Annotated in this window: 5 protein-coding genes; 3 read left to right on the top strand and 2 right to left on the bottom strand. The window is 68.0% G+C overall.

Going from position 1 to position 4,367, the window contains the following annotated elements; translation table 11 throughout:
- Positions 1-16: 16 nt before the first annotated feature.
- Positions 17-622, bottom strand: coding sequence for a hypothetical protein (locus ACFYO2_RS49475; RefSeq protein WP_388364060.1), 606 nt, complete (start codon positions 620-622; stop codon positions 17-19).
- A gap of 603 nt (positions 623-1,225) precedes the next feature.
- Between ACFYO2_RS49475 and ACFYO2_RS49470 the strand changes: the two genes are divergently transcribed.
- Entirely contained in the window at positions 1,226-2,170 is a 945-nt protein-coding gene (locus ACFYO2_RS49470) for a D-2-hydroxyacid dehydrogenase family protein (protein WP_388364063.1), read from the top strand.
- 344 nt (positions 2,171-2,514) lie between these two features.
- Positions 2,515-3,018: a MarR family winged helix-turn-helix transcriptional regulator gene (locus ACFYO2_RS49465; RefSeq protein WP_388364058.1), complete on the top strand. Its 504-nt coding sequence runs from the start codon at positions 2,515-2,517 to the stop codon at positions 3,016-3,018.
- Between the two features lie 9 nt (positions 3,019-3,027).
- Here ACFYO2_RS49465 and ACFYO2_RS49460 read toward each other — a convergent pair whose 3' ends face one another.
- Positions 3,028-3,252 (bottom strand): hypothetical protein, encoded by a 225-nt coding sequence (locus ACFYO2_RS49460; protein WP_388364055.1) that lies wholly within the window; start codon positions 3,250-3,252, stop codon positions 3,028-3,030.
- Here ACFYO2_RS49460 and ACFYO2_RS49455 point away from each other — a divergent pair.
- Positions 3,251-4,357: a homogentisate 1,2-dioxygenase gene (locus tag ACFYO2_RS49455; RefSeq protein WP_388364052.1), complete on the top strand. Its 1,107-nt coding sequence runs from the start codon at positions 3,251-3,253 to the stop codon at positions 4,355-4,357. The genes ACFYO2_RS49460 and ACFYO2_RS49455 overlap by 2 nt on opposite strands.
- Positions 4,358-4,367 lie beyond the last annotated feature (10 nt).

The following is a 4,367-nucleotide window of genomic DNA, read 5'->3' as shown; positions in this document are numbered from 1 at the left end:
GCCCTGCGGCTCAAAACTAGGCATTGATCTGCTCCCCTTCAGCGATGAACGTGTCAAAACAGAGGGGGCTGCGGGTTTCGACCGTGATGATCTCCGCCTGCCCCGGTCGTAGGTGTCCCCGGCGCCGCGGACCGGCTCGTGGACCTCCTGAGGCCAGCCGTGGTGGATGCCCTGCGCGGGAGTGGTCGATGAGCCCGAGCGGCGTGGGCACGCCGAAGGCCGAGCCGCCCGGGCGGACCAGCTTGGCCGGCGAGGCGAAGCGGTCCGCGTCGCTCACGAGGTCGATCAGCGCGTCGATGCCGTCGGGATGCGCCCGCTGTACCGCCTCCGGCACGGCGAGGGCCGTAGGGTCGATGATCTCGGCGGCGCCGTAGCGGCGCATCCGTTCGGCGGCGACGTCAGGAGCGCCCTCGCCGACGCTCTCGACGATGCCCGCGCCGTCGGTGACCAGCACCATCGGGCACGTGCCGGGGAACATGATGCGCCGGTCGCCGTGCGCAAGCCTGCGGTCGACGGCCGCTGCCCGCAGCCTTATCGGCAGTTGGCGGGGTCCTGGTCGTGGGGTGGGCATCTCGCCCAGGACCGGCGTCTGTCCGTACTCGTGCACGATCACCGCGCGCATGGCTCTCCTCGCGGACGGGTGGGGCCGTCCTCGCGGGAAAGTCTCGTCCCGGCAGTGGTGCATTCGTATCAGCCAGTGCACAGTGCGGATGGCCAGTCATGATCAATGGACCGCCACCGCCACCGCAGCCACGGGGCGCCTCCGGCCATCCCGGGCACGATCCGGTTGATCCGCTCCAGTACGTCCCTCAGATCTCGCTGTGCCGTCCCGGGGGTCATCGCTCGCAGGTCCCGCCGGAAGCCGGCGACCCGGTCGGCTCCGCGCCGGGCGAGGCCGCCGTGCCTCTGATCCCGGTGACCAGACGCGCGTGCACCCGGCAGATCGGCCTCGCTGGTTCACCGACCGTGCCCTGCCGCTCGCCTTGCGCGCCTTCCGGGACCATGCGCTGCGCGCATGGCCGGTGAGGGAAGAGGCACGGCGATACGGCCGTATCCTGCGACCGGACTGATCGCCGTGCCGTCGCGCCGGCGGATCCTTGCCGACGGTGCGTCCGGGCCTGTTTGAATCGGCCGAACCAGCCTCATGAACTCGACCCTGCGACTTTCACCCACTGAATGGCGCCAGTGACTCGCCCTCGATGAATCGGAAACGGAAATGAACGATCTGCGTATCGCGGTACTCGACGACTACCAGTACGTGGCACGGAAGCATGCCGACTGGGACTCCCTCAAAGCGCATGTACAGGTGTTCCACGCGGCGTTTCCCGACGCGGACACGGTCGTCTCCCAACTGGCCGACTTCGACGTGGCGGTGGCGATGCGGGAGCGGACGCCCTTCCCCGCCGACGTGCTGCGCCGGCTCGAGCGACTGAAGCTGCTGGTGACCACCGGCCCGGTGAACGCCTCCATCGACATCGCGGCCGCGGGCGCCCAGGGCATCACGGTCTGCCGTACCGGATACCCCGACGTCTCCGCCACGGTGGAGCTCACCTGGGCGCTCATCCTCGCGGCGGTCAGAAATCTGCCCGCCGAAACGCGGCATGTCCGTGAGGGCGGCTGGCAGATGGGCGTGGGCACGATGCTGGAGGGCAGGACGCTCGGCCTGCTGGGCCTGGGCCGGCTCGGCTCCCGCGTGGCCAAGGTGGGCCAGGCCTTCGGCATGGAGACCATCGCCTGGAGCCAGAACCTCACCGCCGAGAAGGCCGCGGAGCACGGGGTGACCGCGGTGAGCAGGCAGGAGCTGTTCGCGCGTGCCGACGTGGTGTCCGTCCACATGGTGCTCAGCGAGCGCAGCCGGGGCCTCGTCGGGGCGGCCGAACTCGCCGCCATGAAGCCCACCGCCCTGCTGGTCAACACCTCCCGGGGCCCCATCGTCGACGAGGAGGCCCTCGTCCGAGCCCTGCAGGAGGGGACGATCCGCGGAGCCGCCCTCGACGTGTTCGACGTCGAACCCCTGCCTGAGGACCACGTCCTGCGGACGCTGGACAACGCCATCGTCACCCCGCACATCGGATATGTGACAGAAGGCAACTACAACGTCTTCTACCGACATGCAGTAGAGAACATCGCCGCCTTCGTCGCCGGCCGCCCGATCCGTGTCATGACGTGACCTCGGCGGCTCACGATGGGGCCGGGCCGGCCGGCGCCACCTGCTGCAGGCCGGGCCACGCCTGACCCCACATCCCTACGACGGTCCGACTGCCCGGGCACTTCCTGTGCTCGGCGGCAACACCCCCCGGCCCGGGCGCATATGGAACGTGCGGCGCCCACGCGGCCGTCCGGGCCCTGCGCCACCTGCGCGGCGGAAGGGCTGTCAGGGGCACGTTTCCGTTCGGTCGCGCACTGAGGGAAAATCACACGAAGGCACGAAGGCACGAAGGCACGAAGGCACGAAGGCGCGCTCGATGTGTGACCTGCTTCCCCCACTGCAGATCGACAGAAACGAAGATGATCATGACGTCAAGCGACCGATCCCAGTCGGCCGAGCTCCTCACCAAGAAGCATCTGGAAGCAGGCCTGGCATCCGAGGAAGGCTATGTTCGGATGCTTGTTGTCGTGAACCTGCTGCGCACCTCCATGCAGCTGGCGACGCGGTCGGACGCCTATCACCGGCAGTACGGCTGGTCGTGGGCCGGCTTCCGGCTGCTTGTCTTCCTCTGGAGCGAGGGTGACTTGGAGATCAGACGGCTGGCCGAGCTGAGCATGTCCACCCGCGCGGCGGTGAGCAGCGCCGTGAACAAGCTGGAGGCTGCCGGGATGGTGCGGCGCAAGCCCGTCCCGGACGATCGGCGGCTGGTCGTCGTACAGCTCACCGACGCCGGCCGGGTTCACATGGAGCCCGCGATGAAGGGGCAGCTCGCCTTGGAAGAGGAGTTGCTGAGCTCCCTCTGTCCGGATCAGCAGCGCCAGCTCATGGAACTGCTCCGGACGGTGGCCGACGCCGTCGACACCCGGTGACGGCTGACGTCACGCGGCAGTGAACAGGGCTCCCATGCCGACGAGCCAGAGGTCTTCGAACGCTTCCCTGGCCGGCCGGGATGGGAGCCTCACCATGATCCAGGTCGTAAAGCGCTTGACGACCTGATGGGCGGCCAGTACGGTAGTGGATACGTCAACCGGCTTTTTCAGGAGCCGCCGGGCGGCCATTTCGGAGCCGCCCGAAATCCCATCACCGAAAGGTGAGACAGTCATGCCGCAATACCGTTCGATCCACCAGGTCAAGCAAGGCCGCACCCCGATTCAGGCGCACCGCGATCTCGAAGGACTCGCCGAGGACGAGTTGAGCCGCGACGGATTCGACGGCCCCACAACGCTCTTCTATCGTGCCGGGGACCCGCAGAGCTTCCGCACCGAGGGCCGTTTCCGCAACACCACGTTCGACAGCAACCTGCTCAAGACGAATGACAGCGTTTCTGCCGACGGTGTCCCGCAGCGCCTGTTCTACAACAGCGACATCTCCATCTGGTCGAGCCGCCGTCAGGAATCCATGCCGTGGCTCTTCCGGAACGTGGACGGCGACGAAGTCTGGTTCGTCCACGAGGGAAGCGGCACTCTCCTGTCGGAGTACGGCGCGCTGAAGTTCGGCGTCGGGGACTACGTGTACGTCCCCAAGGGCGCGACCCGGCGCTGGATCGTCGACGAGCCGCTGAACCTGTTCGGCATCGAGACCTACGGCGGCCAGCCGCACTTCCCGAACTACTCGGGCCTCGGTCGGCACGCTCCTTTCGACCCCGACCGGCTGAGGCTCCCCGTCCTCGGGGACCCCGTCACCGAGCCCGGCGAGTACCAGGTCCGGGTGAAGTACGACGGCGAGTACTCCGACGTCGTCTACGAGTCCCACCCGTTCGACATCGTCGGCTGGAAGGGTGACCTCTACCCGTTCGCCATGAACATCGCGGACTGGAACGTCATCATGTCCGACACCGTCCACCTGCCGCCGTCGATGCACGTGTTCCTGGCGGGCCCCGGCTTCACCCTGCTCAACCTGCTGCCCCGGCCCGCGGAGAAGGTCGCAGGGGTGGAGCGGGCGCCGTTCCACCACCGCAACGCCGACTTCGACGAGGTCTCCTTCCTCCACGGCGGCTCGGCCTTCGGCGTGCCCATACCGCCCGGGCTCATCGACCACTCCCCGCAGGGCATCCACCACGGCTGGCCGCAGCGGGTGCACGAGGCGGTCCGGGACGCCGGGGACGCCTACGACCGGGTCGAGTGGGAGATCATCATGGTCGAGACCCGCAAGCCCCTCCGTCTTGACACCTCGCTCGACGAAGTGGAGAAGGTCCATGTCAAGTTCTGAACTGGGGGAT

The sequence above is a fragment of the Streptomyces sp. NPDC006602 genome, from assembly GCF_042870385.1.
Taxonomy (GTDB): Bacteria; Actinomycetota; Actinomycetes; order Streptomycetales; family Streptomycetaceae; genus Streptomyces.
Note: the sequence above shows the minus strand (reverse complement) of the source record. Positions and strands in the feature narration are given on the sequence as shown.

Bases quoted from the DNA above. Each gene is read 5' to 3' on its own strand.
- ACFYO2_RS49475 (WP_388364060.1), bottom strand. From the start codon at position 622: ATGCGCGCGGTGATCGTGCACGAGTACGGACAGACGCCGGTCCTGGGC.
- ACFYO2_RS49465 (WP_388364058.1), top strand. From the start codon at position 2,515: ATGACGTCAAGCGACCGATCCCAGTCGGCCGAGCTCCTCACCAAGAAG.
- ACFYO2_RS49455 (WP_388364052.1), top strand. From the start codon at position 3,251: ATGCCGCAATACCGTTCGATCCACCAGGTCAAGCAAGGCCGCACCCCG.
- ACFYO2_RS49460 (WP_388364055.1), bottom strand. From the start codon at position 3,252: ATGACTGTCTCACCTTTCGGTGATGGGATTTCGGGCGGCTCCGAAATG.